Genomic DNA, 14,805 nt, shown 5'->3' with positions numbered 1-14,805 from the left:
GGGGGGCCCTTTCTTGTCCGCTAGAGGCGCGCGAGCGTGCAGCGGTCCCGCTCGCCACCGAACCAGCGATCGAGCGCCGCGGCAAAGAGCACATTGCCGTCCGCGGCTTCGAATAGGGTGAGCGAGGAACGCAGCTTCACCGCATCGACCGCGCCGAAGACCGCCACCGGGTCGCTGCCGATCAGATCCTGCAGCGCCGTCACGCATTCGACGTAGCGCGGCCCGAGAAGCGGATGGGCGAGATACGCCTTGGCCTCGGCGATGCCGTCGATCGCATAGCGCTGCGCCATCGCGCTGCGCCCCAATCCGACGAGCTGCGGAAAGACGAACCACATCCAGTGCGTGCGCTTCGCGCCGCGACGGATCTCGTCGAGGACGCGCGCATAGATCGGCTCCTGCGCCTCGACGAAGCGCCCGAGCCCCTGGTCCCCGCTCATAAACCCAATGCCCCTTGCGCCGGCGGCGCCCCGTAAACCTGTACGACTTCGAGACTGCCCGCCGGCAGCCAACCGAGCACCTGCTCCGCCGGAACTTCGGCGTCAAGCCAGTCGGTCCAGCTTTCGCGCGCGAGCGGAATGATCTGGCGATGATGATAGGGCGCGACGTCGGGGCCCGCATCCATCGTCAGCAGCGCGAAGGCTTCGCCGGCCTCATATTCGCGCCAGACGCCCGCCATCGCGAACCAGCGATGATCCTTCAGCGTGAAGAGCCATTTGTCGAGCCGCGTCTGCGCCGCGTCGGCGGGGTCGCTGAATTCATAGAATCCGTCGCACAGGACGAGGCAACGCCGCGACCCGAAACCGCGGCCTTCGGCGCGGACATTATAGACGGGCTTGCCCCAGGGGCCGGGCCAGCTCCAGCGCCGGTTGACGAGCGCTCCCTGCCCGCGCGCTTCGCCCGACCGCACGATCGGCGCCATGTCGGTGATCCTGATATCCTCGCGCGCGGGAACATTGGGCATGCCTTCGGGCGTATCGAGTTTGATCTGGAGATTGTCGAAATCCTCGGCGATCGACGCGATGTCGACCTCGAGCCGATAATCGTTGCACATTTGCCCTCATCCCTGTCTCTTGCGACTCGCCTTCGTTCCCATTATGTTCCAACAGTGACCAACGCGCCAACGCCTTTCGACCCCGATGCGCCCGAACGCGCCGAGCGGGCGCTCGTGCGGCGCAATCCGGAGAATATGTCCGAGATCGAAATGGTCAAAGCAGTCTGGGGTTCCGATCCCCGCTTTTCGGACGGGATCAACTATCGTTTCGTGCGCGCCGAGGGCCGCGCCTTTCCCGCGCGCCGCTGCCTGATACCCGCTTCGGAGTTTCGCATGGGGACCGGCGACCATCGCTACCGGGTGACGCTCGACAGCGGCAATTTCTTCTACCTTGCCGCCATCTGGGATCCGCCCCTCGCCGACTGGCCGCTGTCCTACCGCATCCTCACCATCGCCGCCGGCGCCGACGTCATTCCCTATCAGTCGCGCCACGGCGTGATCGTCGAACGGCGCAATGTCATGCACTGGCTCGACGGCACGCTGCCGAACGAGGCGCTGTTCGAGGAACCACCGCGCCACACGCTCTTTGTCGAACCGCTGCGCGCGCAAGCCGCGCTCCCGTTGTGACGGTGCCCGCTGCCGCGCGCGGGCCGCGACCCGCGCCCCACCCCGACCTGTTCGGGGCGCCGCTCCTTCCCGGCCTCGCCTATCGCGAGGACGCCGTCACGCCTGCCGAGGCGGCCGGTCTTGTCGCGCACATCGATGCCGCGCAGCTGACGCCATTCCAGTTCCAGCAATGGGAGGGCAAACGCCTCACGCGCTCGTTCGGCTGGACCTATGATTTCCAGACCGGCCGCTTTGCGCGCGGCGAGCCCATTCCCGCCTGGCTCGCGCCGCTTCGCGCCCGCGCGGCGCAATTCGCCGGGGTCGAGCCCGAGACACTCGAGCAGGCCCTGCTCATCGCATATGGTCCTGGCGCGGGGATCGGCTGGCACAAGGATCGTCCGGTTTTCGAGCATGTCGTCGGGCTGTCGCTCGGCGCGGCGGCGACGATGCGGTTTCGCCGGCGCGGTGCGAACCGGTTCGAGCGGGCAAATGTCGCGCTCGCGCCGCGCTCGATCTACCATCTTGCCGGCGAGGCGCGCGAGGAATGGGAACATAGTATCGCGGCAATCAACGAACCGCGCTGGTCGATCACCTTCCGCAGCCTGCGCTGATCGGGCGCGCGAGCCAGCCTGGCCCCCGCAAGCGCCGGACGAAAGCCGGCCGCAGTCGCCGACGGCGACGCGAAGTCCCGATCGTAGCTCGGGGCGCTCAACCTTCCGGTGCGCATCCGTGCATCGGCGCTCCAATCGCCCGCGCGGGCGGCAGGGCGAGCGAGGAGGAACCGGGAGGGCGAAACGGACGATGCAGCGCGGTCTGGCCTGGGTACCGGGGAATTTCTTTGCCGACACCGCCTAGGGGAGCTTGGTCTCGATTATGATTGCCATCGCAGCGAACATTCCGAATGCAAATATCGTGAGGAATATAATATCGAAGGCTTCGCGAATGCGCCGGAGAATGGCCATGATGACGCTCCTTTTCCCAAGACCCCGTCTTGAACGGGCATCTATGCGTGTTCCCCATTCCGTCGCCATCGGGGAAACCCCTTACGACGGTTGATTTTCGCCATCCTCTTGTCCTTTTCGTCCGCCCTCGGGCCATCCGCCAGCGCGGGGCGGAACATAGCGCCCAGCCACGCGTTTTTCGGCTGGCCCTGTGCTCCCGCGCCTTCTGGCCATGAGCCACGGGCCCTTGGAACCCTCTCACTGCGCCCCGCTCCGGCGGGGCGAATTTTGAAGCAAATATTATGACCTGCATCGACGCGGAGCTTCTCTCCCGACTGCCCATGGCAGAGGTGGAGAAAATCGTCTTCTACAAGCGCGACGAACTGACGAGCGATCTGATCTGCTGCGACATACGGATCTCTGGCGAAACCTGGACCTTCGACGAGGCGCTGCCCGGGTGGAGCTTGCTGATCGACCACCTCGGAGGGCTTCCCGGATTCCGGCCTGACGCGCTGGCCGCGGTATCGCAGCCGCCCGCCGGCGTTTCGGAAGCGGTCGCCTTCGACCGCGCGGCGGGTTCGGGCGGCGCGCGCTCGGTCAGGCGATAGTCGGGCGACGCAATGCCGGCATGCGCGCGATCCCCGTCTCTTCCGGGGTACGACCATCTCGCGTCGCCGCGCCTGCGGCATGCCCGCGCCGCGTCGCGCAATGGTCCTGAACGCGCATCATCGTCTATCGCCCTCGCGGGCTTCCTGGTCGGCAAGATCGTCCTCGGTAGGGCGTTCGAAAGGGCTGCCCTCGCTCGGCGTGCTTAGCGGCGAACTGTCACGCTCCGCGCTTTTGCCGCCAAGGCTGCCGCGATTGCCTCTCCCATTGTCCCGCGGCACCTCGCTCGATTGCCCGCCCGACGGGTCGGCACCTCCTCGGAGACTGTCGAACTCGCAACCGTCTTGATCTTCACGAGGGAGGATTTGTTCGCCGGGACCCTTTTGCGCGTCCTTCGCGGCCGGTTGCTCATTCGTCATATTCTCTCTCCTGCTACTTGTGCACGGGATCACGCGCTCCGCGATGCATGCGATCGGTCGATGCGCCTGCCCTCGATGCTCTTCACGCCTCAATCTCCTTGAGGTGTCCGCCGGTCGCAAAGGCACCGTTCCCCGGACCGCCTCCGGGATAGCGGCAAATCGCGGCCGGTCCCGCGCCGACCTCCGCCTTCGGCCTCACGTTTTTTGCTGACCTGGGTCAATTTTGCTCCGGACCGCGATGGGCACCGCGATGCGCGCCGGCGCGGGATGCCGAGCGGACCGGTCGCCATCACCGCATCGCTTGCCTGAGGCGGGCGTCGCCCGGCGGGTGCCTCCAGCATTGAATCGGCAGGGAACATTCCAACGCGCGACGAATTGATGGCTCGTAAGGGGCCATCGGAAAAGCGAGGGGTAATCGCGCGATGCAAAAACTGCGGCAGGTCTTTTCGGGTCCATGGCCCGCGGTCATCGTCGGGCTTCTCGTCGCCCTGATCGGCCTCATATTGTCGGTCGGCGGCGCCTGGCTCGCGGCTCTGGGCGGCTCGGCCTATTATCTCCTGGCGGGCGTCGCCATGCTCGCCTCGGGCGGCCTGCTGATCCGCGGACGGCGGCTCGGCGGCTGGATTTATTATGGCCTCGTCTTCGTAACGCTGATCTGGGCCTTTTGGGAAGTCGGCGCAAATGGCTGGGCGCTGGTCCCGCGGGTCGTCGCTCCCATCGTGCTGCTCATCGCCGTGCTGTTCGCAATGGCTTCGCTATCGGCCCGGCCGCGGCGGTGGCGCTCCGCGCTCGCAAGCAGCGCGCTGGTCCTACTTCTCTGCGCGGCAGCCGGCGCGACGATGGGATGGCTGAACAAGGCCGAGCCGCTGCGCGACCTTCCGGCCGCCCGGCTTGCCATGACCGATCCCGCGCTCCTGAAGGTGGGCGCCGACTGGCCGGCCTATGGCGGCACCTACAGCGCCCAACGTTTTTCCCCGCTCGCCGAGATCACGCCGGCGAATGTCGGCAAGCTCAAGCGCGCTTGGCTGATCCACACGGGCGACCTGCCCTCGAAGGCCGCGCATGGCACCTACGGCGCGGAAAATACGCCGCTGAAGATCGGCGACAGCCTCTATGTCTGCACACCGAAGAATATCGTCATGGCGCTCGATCCGGCGACGGGGCGGCAAAAATGGCGGTTCGACCCGAAGGTCTCCGACGACGCGATCCCCTACACCGCCGCCTGTCGCGGCGTGAGCTATTATACGCTCCCCGCCGCCGCCGCCGGTCAGGCGTGCGCGAGCCGGATCATCTTCGGCACGCTCGACGCCCGCCTGTTCGCACTCGACGCCGCGACCGGGCGCCCGTGCAAGGATTTCGGCGCGAACGGCCAGGTCGATACGACGATCGGCATGGGCAGGACCCCGCCGGGCTATGTCTCGATCAATTCGCCGCCGACCATCGTGCGCGGCGTGGTCGTGACCGGTCATCAGGTCCTCGACGGGCAGGATCGCTGGGCTCCCTCGGGGGTGATACGCGGCTTCGACGCCGTCACCGGCAAGCTGCGCTGGGCCTGGGACATGATGAACCCCGAGTGGAGCGGCTACCCGCCTCCCGGAGAAAGCTGGGCGCGCGGAACCCCCAATATGTGGACGATCGCCTCGGGCGACGAGGCGCTCGGCCTCGTCTATCTGCCGATGGGCAACGCCGCGGCGGATTATTATTCGAGCCTGCGCCGTCCGCCCGAGAATGCCTACGCAACCTCGCTCGTCGCGCTCGACGTCACGACCGGCAAGCCGCGCTGGCATTTCCAGGCGGTGAAGAAGGATGTCTGGGATTATGATTTCGGCGCCCAGGCGACGCTGATCGATTATCCGGGCCGTAGCGGGCCGGTGCCCGCGCTGGTCCTGCCGAGCAAACAGGGCGATATCTACATTCTCGACCGCCGCACCGGGGAGCCGCTGACCCCGATCGGCACGATCGAGGCGCCCGGCGGCGGCGTCGAGCCCGCCGAGCGCGCGCCGACGCAGATCGTGTCGCTATGGCATAGCCTGCGCATGCCCGATCTCACCGAGCGCGACATGTGGGGCATGTCGCCGATCGACCAGATGATCTGCCGCATCCAGTTCAGGAAAGCGAGCTACAAGGGCTTTTACACGCCCCCGACAAGCGAGCGGCGCTCGATCGAATATCCCGGTTACAACGGCGGGACCGATTGGGGCGGCGTCGCGATCGACCCGGTGCGCGGGGTGATCGTCGCCAATTACAATGACATGCCCAATTATGTCCGGCTCGTGCCGCGCGCCGAAGCCAACAGGAAGGGTTGGGCTCCGCGCGACCAGGCGCGCGGCGAGATCGGCGGTGCCGAAGGTGCGGGCGATCCGCAAGCGGGAACGCCCTATGCGATCGACGTGAACGCAGGGTGGCGGCTGCCCTTCACGGGCATGCTCTGCAAGCAGCCTCCCTATGGCGGGATTCGTGCGATCGATATCGCCACCGGCAAGACGATCTGGGACCGGCCGTTCGGAACCGCGCGCACCAATGGGCCCTTCGGCATACCCTCGATGCTGCCGCTCACGATCGGCACGCCCAATAATGGCGGCGCGGTCGTCACCGCGAGCGGGCTCATCTTCATCGCCGCCGCGACCGACAATCTGATCCGCGCGATCGACCTCGAGACCGGCAAGACGCTCTGGTCCGACACCCTCCCCGCGGGCGGGCAGGCGACGCCGATGACCTACGAGATGAACGGCAAGCAATATGTCGTCATCTATGCCGGGGGCCATCATTTCATGGAAACGCCGATCGGCGACGAGGTGATTGCCTACGCGCTGCCCTGACCGTCAAAGGAGCCTTCCGCCCGGGCCATCCGAACATTCGCAGCTGGCCGTGGACGCGCTTCGACGCTCTGAGGGGGCATGGCATTCCCAAGCGCCGGCACGCTCCATTTGCGACAGCGCCAAGAGGCGGACACGACACGCCGGCACGGTAATTGCCGCCGAAATACCGTCGCGCCTCGGAACATTTCAGCTGGCCTGCGGTTGAACAGGCAAGGTCGGAAGCGCCTGCCGATTTCGACCGGCATTCACGTCCAAAGCCTCGATGATCGGAGCAGCCATGACCGACGCGACCATGACCGACGCTCAATATCCGGCCCGGCTCCAGCCGCCTCTCGCGGGCTCGATCCAGGGGATGTGGCGTAACGCGAAGGCTGTTGTCGACCGCGAGTGCGGTGCGTTTCCCCCGATCAACCACGCGGTGTTCGATGTGGCGACGCGGCTCGCGGCAGCCGCGACCGAAAGCCATAACGCGCATCGCCACCTCACGCGGACTGGCAGCGCACATGGAACCGCGCGCGCGGCCTATCGCGAACGTAAATGCGGCGTCCGACCGCTGGACGAAGCGCGGGGTACCTCCATCATCTTCACCCCTGACGGGAAGGCGGCAGGCGAACAGCCGGCGCCGCACTCTTCGCGTTGAACGCCCGTACGATCCGATACGCAATGGCTCGCTGCACAAGCGGGCGTATGAAGCCCTCGCGCCGGCGGCCCGGAAGCGGATCCCGGCCAAAAACCTGCGCGGGTGATCGCCCGCACAGGCGCCGGCGGCCGGATCGGGCAAGGCGGCCGACATGAACAAGGCAATTCTCATCGTCGAGGATGACCCCTTCGTGGCGCTGATGCTGGAGGGTTATCTCGACGCCCTCGATTACAGGGTCGCCGCCGTGGCGGAATCGGTCCCCGCCGCGCTCGATCAGATCGCGAGCCGCGATCTCGATGCCGCGATCGTCGATGTGCATCTTGCGAACGGCGAGACCAGCGGCCCGGTCGCCGAGGCGCTGCGGGCCGCCGACGTCCCGTTCCTCGTGACGACAGGGTCGCTGACCGCCATCGACGATCCGGCGCTGGCGGGTGCGGAGCTTATCGCCAAGCCTTTCACCCTCGAACGCTTCGCATCGGCGCTCGCAGCCCTGTGGCCGGCCCCGGCATCGCTATAATGGTGCGGGGAAGACACGGACGCGAACTCTGTGCGGAGGCATGATAGCGGGCGCATCTCCCTCACTTCGCCGGCTGACGCAAGAACCGCGACCGAAGCGGCGCTGCTAAGACGGGCAGCTGTTCACCAGCGCCACGTCGCGAATGGCGCGCGCCAGCTCGGCGGCGCGGAAGGGCTTGGATAACCGGATGACATGGGTCGCGGTATCGGCAGCGAGATCGGCAAATCCGGTGATCATCAAAATCGGCATATCGGCGCGAACCTTGCGGGCTTCCGCGGCGAGTTCGAGCCCGCTCATCCCGGGCATCAGATAATCGGTCACGACGATATCGAACGGCTGCGACCGGATGGCGCGCAGGGCCGCCTGGCCGTTGTCGGCCGGAATGACACGATGCCCCATGTCTTCGAGCATTGCGGCGGTGCTCGCGCGGACGGAATCCTCGTCGTCGACAAGCAATATCCGCATCGGCGGCGCCTCGACCATCGCCGGATCGAAGCGGGGCTTGTGCGTGACCGCGGCGCTCGTCGCCGCGGGAAGCCATATTTCCGCGGTCGTGCCTTCGCCCGGCTCGCTGTACAGCGTCAGCTGCCCCCCCGACTGCGCCGCCAGCCCGTGGACCATCGAGAGGCCAAGACCTGTGCCCTTGCCCACGCCCTTGGTCGAGTAGAAGGGCTCCACGGCGCGGGCGAGCGTCGCCGCATCCATGCCTGCCCCGCTGTCGGTCACGGCAACGCGCACATAGGAGCCTTCGTTCAGAAACGGATCGCCCGAACCGATGGACTCATGCGCGACGACGATCGACAGGCGGCCACCGCCCGGCATCGCGTCGCGCGCGTTGATCGCGAGATTGAGCAGTGCGAGTTCAAGCTGGTGCGGATCGACCATGGCGGGAGGCACGGTGCCCGGCAGGTCGAGTTCGAGCGCGATCGTCGGGCCGAGCGAGCGCTGGATCAGTTCGGCGGTGCCCGCGACGAGCTGGGTCACGTCGACGGGCAGCGTTTCGAGATTCTGCCGCCTGGCGAAGGCCAGCAGCCGCGCCACGAGCGTGCGGGCGCGCTCGGACGACTGGAGCGCGCCGTCGACGAGTTTTTGCAGGCGCTCGTCGGTGATCTTGCGGCGGACGAGATCGAGACTGCCGACGATCGGCGTGAGGAGATTGTTGAAGTCATGCGCCACGCCCCCCGTCAGTCGCCCGAGCGTTTCGAGCTTCTGCGCCTCGTGAAGTTGCGCCATGGCATCGGCATATTCGCGCGTGCGTTCTTCCACCCGCCGCTCGAGCTCGACGGTGAAGTCGCGCAGCTTCTCCTCGGCCACCTTGCGCTCCGTGATGTCCTGGCTCACCCCGGTCATGGCGAGTGCGCGGCCAGCCGCGTCGAGCGCCGGCCGCCCGCGGACCTGGACCCAATGCAGGCTCGCGTCGGGCCAGACGCAGCGATATTCGACATCATAATCCTCGCCCGTGGCGAGCGCGTGCCGCACTTCGGCCTGCATCATCGCGCGGTCTTCCTCGTGCACGCAAGCGACGAGCTCCTCATAGGTAAAGCTGTCGCCTGCCGCCCGGCCGAAATGACCTTTGCAATCGGACGATGCATCGAGGCGCATCGATGCGGCATCGAAGGACCATGCCCCCAGCTTCCCGGCGGCGAGCGCGATGCGCAGCTGCTGCTCGGCGTCCCGGATCTCCCGCAGGCGCGCGCGGGCTTCATACTGGCGGCGGCGCCCCCGCAGCGCGGCCCTGGCGATGCTGATCAGAGTCGTCGGGTGGAAGGGCCGCTCGATGAAGGTCACATTGCCGAGCAGATCGAGATAGCGCCCAGCGGCGGGATTGCGCTCGATGCTGCCCCCGCGCTCGGTGAGCAGGACAAAGGGAAAGTCGGACCATTCCTCCTGCGCCTTGAGAAAGGCGTCGAGTCCCCGGAGATCGGCGCCCCGCAACGTCTCGTCGGTGACGATGCCGAAACCCGCGCCGCGACGCAACCGCTCGATAAAATCGGGCAAGCTCGCCGCGATATCGCTGTCGATGCCCGCCTCGCGCAGCATGGCTTTCGCGATTTCGGCGTCGCGACCGCGCGGGGCGAGAATGACCGCACGTTCGGAATTGGTTCGGTTCATTCGGCGGGAGTGCCCGGCGCATGTCCCATCAGCTCGGGAGACGCGATGACTTCGGGCACGCCGCGAAGAACGCCCTGGAATCCGGTCAAGGGCTCGCCAAGGGTGATGCCCGTGGCGTCGATCCGATATTCGCGGATCGTATACTCGTGGGCGCCGGTCCGCTTCTTCATGATCGATATGGCGCGCCGGACGCGCCCCGCAGCTTCGAAATAACGCAGAAGAACCACTGTATCGGCGAGATAGGTGACATCGACGGGTGCCCGCATGTCGCCCACCAGACCGTGCTGCGCGACGGTGAGAAAGGTCATCACTCCCTGGCGATTGAGATATTGGAGAAGCTCGTGCATGTGCAGGACAAGCGCGGTCTCCTCGGGCATCGCCGCCTGGAAGCCGTTGAGGCTGTCGATCACCACCGTCTTGGCGTCATATTCCTCGACGCAGCTGCGCACGCGCTGCGAAAATTCGCCCGGCGACATTTCGGCCGCGTCGACCTGTTCGATGATGAGATGCCCGCTGTCGACCATCGCCTCGATATCGATGCCGAGTCCGCGCGCGCGCGAGAACAGCAGGCCGAGCTCCTCGTCAAAAACGAACATCGCGGCCTTGCCGCCGCGCCTGACCGCGCTCTGGACGAAGGTCAGCGCGAAAAGCGACTTGCCGGTTCCCGACGGACCGAGGATCAGCGCGCTCGATCCGGTCTCGAATCCGCCGCCAAGCAGCGCGTTGAGCTCGGCGCTGTCGGTCACGACCGGCTCGCGGCTGAATTTCGTCTTGTGTTCGAGCGACACGAGGCGCGGGAAGACCCGCACGCCGCCGGTCTCGATAACGAAATCATGATAGCCGCCACGATATTGCTGCCCGCGATATTTGAGCATGCGCAGGCGCCGGCGCTCGGCGCCATATTCGGGCGACATTTCCTGCAGCCGGATGACGCCGTGCGCAACGCTGTGAACGGTCTTGTCGGCGCTGTCCGACGTCAGATCGTCCAGCATGAGGACCGTTGCATCATGCCGCGCGAAATAATGTTTGAGCGACAGGATCTGGCGCCGGTAGCGCAGCGAGCTTTGGGCGAGGAGCCGGATTTCGGAAAGACTGTCGAGAACGACCCGGTCGGGCTTCACCTCTTCATATTGATCGAGGATGCGCTTGGTCGTTTCGCCGAGTTCGAGATCCGACGAGTAGAGAAGGCTCTGCTGCTGGTCGTTGTCGAGCAGCGCCTCGGGCGGCACGAGTTCGAAGATATGGAAATTCTCCGGAAGCGTCCACCCGTGCGACCGCGCGGTTTCGCGCAGTTCGTCTTCGGTCTCCGAGAGCGTGATGTAGAGGCAGCGCTCTCCCGCCCCGGCACCGTTCAGAAGAAACTGCATCGAGATCGTCGTCTTCCCGGTTCCCGGATCGCCTTCCATCAGGAATATCCGGCCGCGCGAGAGACCGCCGGCGGTGATATCGTCGAGCCCGGCGACGCCGGTCGCCGCCTTCGCCGGGCGGATGTCGCCGCCGCTTCCCGGTCTTCCGTCCGTCATCGTGGACCCTGTCTCCTTCCAGCCGATCGGCAGGCTAACGAGGGGCGATTTCCGCCAATCGTCCCGCTCGACCGCGCCCGCGAAATCCCGATTTCATGGCGAGGTTCGATCCCGATCGGTCCATCAAGAATGTTCGACCGCGCAAGAGGGTTCCCGCGACGGGACCCGCGCGGGCCGCGCGCGGCATTGGCGGGCCGGTAAACGGGGGGCAAGGCGAGACAGCTTCCCGCCGCGCAGACAGGGCCGACTCTTGTCTTTCTCCGGGGCTAGGCGCCACGCGTTTGGCCGAGCCGCTCGGCTGCATCGGCGAGCATCGCGACAGCGACCCCTGCCGCCAATCCGAGAACGGTCTCGCGGCCGACGTCTCCGAAATGATGTTCCTCGATCCGCAACGCGTCGCGGTCGGCGGTCGCGACATATACCAGACCGACCTCTTCGTCCTTCTCCTGCGGACCGCAAAACCCCGTTATTGCCGCCGCGACATCCGCCCGGGCGCGATCGAGCGCACCCTGCGCCATCGCACGCGCGACATCCGGATTGACGGCTTCGCAGCGTTCGGCGTCATCCCTGCTCACCCCGAGCATTTCGCATTTCGCGTCGATCGAATAGACGATGAAGCCGCGCTCTAGACTGGGCCCAAGTTCGACGTCGCGGGCGAACAGCGCCGCGAGCTGCCCACCCGTGCAGCTCTCGGCGGTGGCGATGCGAAGGCCGGAGCCCGCCAGCGCCGCCGCGAGGCGGCGGGTCTGAATCTCGACCGGGTCGCGAAGGCTCATCTCGTCATCCTGACTCTACCGACGAAGAACAAATCCATATGGAGATGCCGGCGCCCTGCTCCGGCCGCTCAGCCGGGCTCCCAGGCCGGGAGACTTGCCCCGGTTTCGGCGCGCCGGAAGAGCGGGCCCTTCGCCGCGACGCTGGCGTCCCGCCTCCGCGCCGCGGCAAAACGCAACCTGCTCAGACGCGCATCACCGCAAGCTCGGCGGGCGGCAAGCCACCCTTCTCGGCCTGGGCCTTGAGCTGCTCCTTGCGCGCGAGCATTTGCTCGCCGAGCGCATCGAGATCGACATCGGCGGCGCGCGCCTGCTGGAACATATTTTCCTGCTGCTTTTCCTCTTCCTTCACATGATGCTTGATCTCCTCGGACAGCACCGTGACCTTCGCATCGAAAAAGCGATCGTCGGGTCCCGACTTCTCGATATCGTTGATCAGCAGCTTGGCGCCGTCATGTTCGACATAGGCCTCGTTGAGCAGGTCGTCGTCGATCTTGCCCCGAAGCGCCGGGTAGAACACTTCTTCCTCGATCTGGGCGTGGATCTTGAGCTCGGTACAGATCTGCGCGGCCAGCTTCGCCTTACGATCGGAACCGGTCGCCTTCTCGAATTCCTCGAACAGGCCCTCCACCGTCCGGTGGTCGGCAGCGAGAATGTGAGTGGCATCCATGTCGGTCGGTTTCATTGCGGTCTCCATCTGCTCCCGCCCCCCCGCAGAAACGATGGAACGGCGCGTAAGTTGCCGCCAAGGGATGCGCGCGTGCACGCGGTCGAGACCGAAGGCCGGCGCTCGAGCCGCCTTGTCATTTCGCAGGGCCTTCCGCGCGCGCCGCAGCGCCGCCCGCGCCGCGCGCCGCAGCCGAAGCGCAAGATTGCAGCGACGACACGCGCGGCACGACAGGCGGGGCCGGCAAAGCATGGCAGCCAAGATCGAGCATCGCCACGCGCCGAACAAGTTCCCCGCGCGGTGTCGCCGCGCGCTTCAGTCGGGTCGCTCGATATCGCACACCGCCAAAAACCGTCCTCGCCGCAAGCGCGAGCCACGATGTGATCGACCGTTCGGCGAGCCAGGCGGGCGTCCAAAGCGCGCTGCTCGGGAGAAACACCCGGCCGCCTCCAGCCTTTCGGCGGCCGAATTCCGCGATCGGGATGCTCGCCGCGCCCGCCGCGATCACCGCCTCCGGCCCGCCCGCAGTCGCGAGCAGAAGCGCGGCGGGAAGCAAGCTCAATTGCGCGACGAAGCGCTCGGGCCGCGCCCACTCGTCATAGGCCTGACGCGTGCGCTGCGAGAGAAAATGCCGCGCATCGGGTGGCCGCCGCGCAACGAACAGGTCGAGCGGCACCGCTTCACGGCCGCCGCCGGCCTCGATCGAGCGTATCATCTCGAGATTTTCGAACAGGACGTCGCCCGAGTAGCCGCCGACCTTCAGCAGGCTCGACCGCCGCACCCCCAGCGTGCCGGGCCAGTCCCCTCCGGCGACGCGATTGATAAGAATGCGCGCGGTGTCCCAGCGCGCGTGCCACGGGAGCGGCCAGAAGAAATTCTGCGGTCTGACGGCATCATGCGTCGCGAGCAGCTCAAACACGCGCGAAAGCTCGGCGCGGCGGTAGCGAACATCGTCGTCGGCAAGGATAATCGGTTCGTGGCTAGCCGCCGCAACGCCCGTCATCACGCCGCCGACCTTGCCGTTGGTCGTTTTCTGGACGGGACGCATGTGGCGGACCCGTCCCGACCAGGCGCGGTGGTGGGCGGCGAATATGTCGGGCGGGGATCCATCGACGACGATCACTTCGTCGATCTCGCGGCTGAGCCGGGAAAGATAGCCACCGAGCCGCGTCGCGTGCGAACGCGACGCTGCCAGCGGCAGAACATAGGTTGCCGGCAGCTTCGGACGCGAACTCGGAGGGGCGATTTTCATGCGGGGTCAATTACCCGGCGACGCGATGTTTCCGCGGCCGGGCGGACGAATTCGATAAAGTGGATCAATGGGGGAATATCCCCCGGCCGCGCGCCCATAATGCCGCGCAGGCCCACCGCCCGCGCGCCGGTCGAACGCCGGCGGCCATCCTGTCGCGAACGCCGGACCGCCCCGGGGGGGCGTGCCGGCAACGCCTCACCGGCCTTCGCCATCCCCGTCGCCGGCTTCGGTCCGCCCGTCTGCGGGTCCGATCGTCTCGATCGCGCGCAGCATCTGCCGATGGCGATTGACGGTGGCGGCGGCATCGGCCGCGAACGCCCGCAGCGGCGCGCTGCTCCCTTTCGATGCGAAGCGGCGCAAATTGCCGAGAATCTGCTCATGCGCCCTTCGTTGCTGCTCAAGATAGGCAGCGTCGAAATCGGCCGCTTTCTCCAACGCGGCCAGCGCCGCCCGCTGGCGATCGTCGGCTCCGCGCGGCACGATCCAACGCCCGCTCGCGGCCGCCGATCTGAGTTTGGCCGCGGCTTCGCCATTTGTCTCGGCAACGCTGTTCGCATAATCGCGCACCGCATTAGACCGCGTGCGCTCGCGGGCGATGCGCGCTGCGGCGATCTCGTAGAGAAGCGTTTCCCCGGTTTGCGTCACAAAAGACTGGGGATCGGGCGCGTCCGCCGACGAGAGCGGTGCGCGCGTGGCGCCCGCCGGCGCTGCGGGCGTCGAGGCCTCGGACTGGCGCGCGACTTCGCCCGCGTCGCGTTCCGACCCACCGCAGGCCGCAAGAAAGGGGAGGATGAACAGGGAAAGCGAATAGCGGTGCATTGCGTGTCTCCTTTTCGGCGCGCTATCCTGGAACGAGGAGCGCTGCGCCCGGGTTGCGCCGGCGGCCAGATCCAAGGCGGCGTTTGATTAACATGCGGCAATTTCGGTCGCCGACCAGCG

At 66.7% G+C, this 14,805-nt stretch carries 15 protein-coding genes; 6 read left to right on the top strand and 9 right to left on the bottom strand.

The window, feature by feature from the left end; translation table 11 throughout:
• Positions 1-20: 20 nt before the first annotated feature.
• Together VSX79_RS06840 and VSX79_RS06835 are read right to left on the bottom strand one after the other, a co-directional pair.
• Positions 21-437, bottom strand: a complete 417-nt coding sequence (locus VSX79_RS06840) for a DUF1810 domain-containing protein (protein ID WP_326914947.1) — start codon at positions 435-437, stop codon at positions 21-23.
• Positions 434-1,051 carry an SOS response-associated peptidase gene (locus VSX79_RS06835; protein WP_326914946.1) on the bottom strand — a complete coding sequence of 206 codons (618 nt, stop codon included), beginning with the start codon at positions 1,049-1,051 and terminating at the stop codon, positions 434-436. The genes VSX79_RS06840 and VSX79_RS06835 overlap by 4 nt, the downstream gene beginning before the upstream one ends.
• 54 nt (positions 1,052-1,105) lie before the next feature.
• On the opposite strand from VSX79_RS06835, the gene VSX79_RS06830 reads away from it, so the two are divergent.
• The 3 genes from VSX79_RS06830 (at position 1,106) to VSX79_RS06820 (ending at position 3,146) form a co-directional block, all read left to right on the top strand.
• Entirely contained in the window at positions 1,106-1,618 is a 513-nt protein-coding gene (locus VSX79_RS06830; protein WP_326914945.1) for an SOS response-associated peptidase family protein, read from the top strand.
• The gene (locus VSX79_RS06825) at positions 1,615-2,208 is read left to right on the top strand and encodes an alpha-ketoglutarate-dependent dioxygenase AlkB (protein ID WP_326914944.1); all 594 of its coding nucleotides are present in this window, start codon (positions 1,615-1,617) and stop codon (positions 2,206-2,208) included. Before VSX79_RS06830 ends, VSX79_RS06825 begins: the two co-directional genes overlap by 4 nt.
• Before the next feature lie 632 nt (positions 2,209-2,840).
• Positions 2,841-3,146 carry a hypothetical protein gene (locus VSX79_RS06820; RefSeq protein ID WP_326914943.1) on the top strand — a complete coding sequence of 102 codons (306 nt, stop codon included), beginning with the start codon at positions 2,841-2,843 and terminating at the stop codon, positions 3,144-3,146.
• Between the two features lie 117 nt (positions 3,147-3,263).
• Here VSX79_RS06820 and VSX79_RS06815 read toward each other — a convergent pair whose 3' ends face one another.
• Positions 3,264-3,563, bottom strand: coding sequence for a hypothetical protein (locus VSX79_RS06815; RefSeq protein WP_326914942.1), 300 nt, complete (start codon positions 3,561-3,563; stop codon positions 3,264-3,266).
• Between the two features lie 422 nt (positions 3,564-3,985).
• On the opposite strand from VSX79_RS06815, the gene VSX79_RS06810 reads away from it, so the two are divergent.
• The 3 genes from VSX79_RS06810 (at position 3,986) to VSX79_RS06800 (ending at position 7,539) form a co-directional block, all read left to right on the top strand.
• The gene (locus VSX79_RS06810) at positions 3,986-6,382 is read left to right on the top strand and encodes a membrane-bound PQQ-dependent dehydrogenase, glucose/quinate/shikimate family (protein ID WP_326914941.1); all 2,397 of its coding nucleotides are present in this window, start codon (positions 3,986-3,988) and stop codon (positions 6,380-6,382) included.
• Positions 6,383-6,659: 277 nt separating this feature from the next.
• On the top strand, positions 6,660-7,022 hold the full coding sequence (locus tag VSX79_RS06805; protein WP_326914940.1) for a hypothetical protein: 363 nt from the start codon (positions 6,660-6,662) through the stop codon (positions 7,020-7,022).
• 151 nt (positions 7,023-7,173) lie between these two features.
• Complete coding sequence (locus VSX79_RS06800) at positions 7,174-7,539, top strand: response regulator (RefSeq protein ID WP_326914939.1); 366 nt, start codon at positions 7,174-7,176, stop codon at positions 7,537-7,539.
• Positions 7,540-7,644: 105 nt separating this feature from the next.
• Here the strand turns inward: VSX79_RS06800 and VSX79_RS06795 are convergent, their stop codons facing one another.
• The 6 genes from VSX79_RS06795 to VSX79_RS06770 form a co-directional block, all read right to left on the bottom strand.
• Positions 7,645-9,651: a response regulator gene (locus VSX79_RS06795; protein ID WP_326914938.1), complete on the bottom strand. Its 2,007-nt coding sequence runs from the start codon at positions 9,649-9,651 to the stop codon at positions 7,645-7,647.
• A complete protein-coding gene (locus tag VSX79_RS06790; protein WP_326914937.1) occupies positions 9,648-11,174 on the bottom strand; it encodes an ATPase domain-containing protein in 1,527 nt (508 codons plus the stop codon). Before VSX79_RS06790 ends, VSX79_RS06795 begins: the two co-directional genes overlap by 4 nt.
• 266 nt (positions 11,175-11,440) lie before the next feature.
• Positions 11,441-11,950 (bottom strand): CinA family protein, encoded by a 510-nt coding sequence (locus VSX79_RS06785; protein ID WP_326914936.1) that lies wholly within the window; start codon positions 11,948-11,950, stop codon positions 11,441-11,443.
• 181 nt (positions 11,951-12,131) lie between these two features.
• Entirely contained in the window at positions 12,132-12,632 is a 501-nt protein-coding gene (locus tag VSX79_RS06780) for a hemerythrin domain-containing protein (RefSeq protein WP_326914935.1), read from the bottom strand.
• A 118-nt stretch (positions 12,633-12,750) separates the two neighbouring features.
• Entirely contained in the window at positions 12,751-13,866 is a 1,116-nt protein-coding gene (locus tag VSX79_RS06775) for a glycosyltransferase (RefSeq protein WP_326914934.1), read from the bottom strand.
• A 195-nt stretch (positions 13,867-14,061) separates the two neighbouring features.
• On the bottom strand, positions 14,062-14,685 hold the full coding sequence (locus VSX79_RS06770) for a DUF4142 domain-containing protein (RefSeq protein WP_326914933.1): 624 nt from the start codon (positions 14,683-14,685) through the stop codon (positions 14,062-14,064).
• Positions 14,686-14,805 lie beyond the last annotated feature (120 nt).

The organism is Sphingopyxis chilensis (assembly GCF_035930445.1).
Lineage (GTDB): Bacteria > Pseudomonadota > Alphaproteobacteria > Sphingomonadales > Sphingomonadaceae > Sphingopyxis > Sphingopyxis chilensis.
The sequence above is the reverse complement of the archived record's forward strand: the minus strand, read 5'-3'. Positions and strand labels throughout refer to the sequence as shown.